Raw genomic sequence first — 1594 nt, forward strand, 5'->3', positions numbered from 1 at the left:
CTCGCGTGGTATGGGTCGCGGGATCGGGGTGCGGGGGTTGTGGCGTGGTGTGGGGTGTTGGCGGGGGTGGAGGAGTCGTCGGTGTTGGGGCCGGTGGTTGCTGGTGGTGGTGGGGTGGTGCCGGGTGAGGTGTGGTGTGAGGTGCCGGAGGGTTTGACGGGGCGGTTGGTGGAGTGTGGGCGGGGGTTGGGGTTGACGTTGAACACGTTGGTGCAGGGGGCGTGGGGTGTGGTGTTGGGGCGGTTGTTGGGGCGTGAGGATGTGGTGTTCGGGGCGACGGTGGCGGTGCGGCCGGTGGAGTTGGTGGGTGCTGAGTCGTTGGTGGGGTTGTGTATCAATACGGTGCCGGTGCGGGTCAGGGCTGGGGTGGGGGTGCCGGTGTCGGGGTTGTTGTCGGGGTTGCAGGAGACGCGGGGGCGGTTGTCGGAGCATCAGTTCGTGGGGTTGTCGGAGATTCAGGCGGCGGTGGGTGCGGGGGCCCGGTTCGACACGGTGGTGATTTACGAGAACTATCCGGTGACGCCTGGGGCGACCGGGGAGGGCGCTGTGCGGGTCCGGGCCAGTGGGGGCCGGGATGCGACGCATTACACGTTGGCGTTGACGGTGATTCCTGGTGAGCGGCTTCAGGTGCGGTGGGGGTACCGGCCTGATGTGTTCGACCGGGATGCGGTGGAGGTGATCGCGGCCCGTTTCGAGCGGGTGCTGGAGGCGATTGCTGCTGATCCGGGGTGCTTGGTGGGGCGGATCGATGTGCTCACGGGCGAGGAACAGGAGTTGGTGGAGACGTGGAGCGGGGACGCGTCTGGTGACGGCGGTGCCGTTGATGTGCTGCCGGGGTTGTTTGAGAGGTGGGTGCGGCGGGGTCGGGATGCGGTGGCGGTGGTGTGTGAGGGGTGTGAGGTGTCGTATGGGGAGGTGAATGGGCGGGCGAATCGTCTGGCTCGGGTGTTGGTGGGGTTGGGGGTGGGGCCGGAGTCCAGGGTGGGGCTGGTGGTGTCCCGGTCGGTGGAGATGGTGGTGGCGTTGTTGGCGGTGGTGAAGGCGGGTGGGGCGTATGTTCCGATCGATCCGCGCTATCCCACGTCCCGGATCGCTTTCATGCTCGAGGATGCTCAGCCGGAGGTAGTGCTCGCGACGAGGGAGACGGCCGACCGGGTACCCCAGTGGGAGAGTGGTCGGTTGCTGGTGCTGGACGACGAGCACGTTCAGCAGCTCGTGGCCCAGGCTTCCGCTACCGATCTGGCGGATGCCGATCGTGTGAGTCCGGTTGATGGTCGGCATCCGGCGTATGTCATCTATACGTCGGGGTCGACGGGTGTTCCGAAGGGTGTGGTGGTGTCCCGGGCGGCTGTTGAGGGGTTTTTGGTTGCGGTGGGGCAGCGGGTGTCGTTGGGGGTTGGGGATCGGTTGTTGGCGGTGACGACGGTTTCGTTTGATATTGCGGCGTTGGAGGTGTTTTTGCCGTTGGTGTGTGGGGCGGGGGTGGTGGTGGCTGCGGATGTGGAGGTGGGTGATCCGGTGGCGTTGGCGGGGTTGGTCGAGCGGTGGCGGGTGTCGGTGATGCAGGCCACGCCGACGCTGTGGCAGGCCATCG

At 66.9% G+C, this 1594-nt stretch carries 1 protein-coding gene; it reads left to right on the forward strand.

The window, feature by feature from the left end; all coding sequences use genetic code 11:
* Positions 1-192 precede the first annotated feature (192 nt).
* On the forward strand, positions 193-1594 hold a 1402-nt coding region (locus JK364_RS54215; protein ID WP_230993975.1), incomplete at its 3' end, for an AMP-binding protein.

This window comes from Streptomyces endocoffeicus, from assembly GCF_016741935.1.
GTDB classification, from domain to species: Bacteria; Actinomycetota; Actinomycetes; order Streptomycetales; family Streptomycetaceae; genus Streptomyces; species Streptomyces endocoffeicus.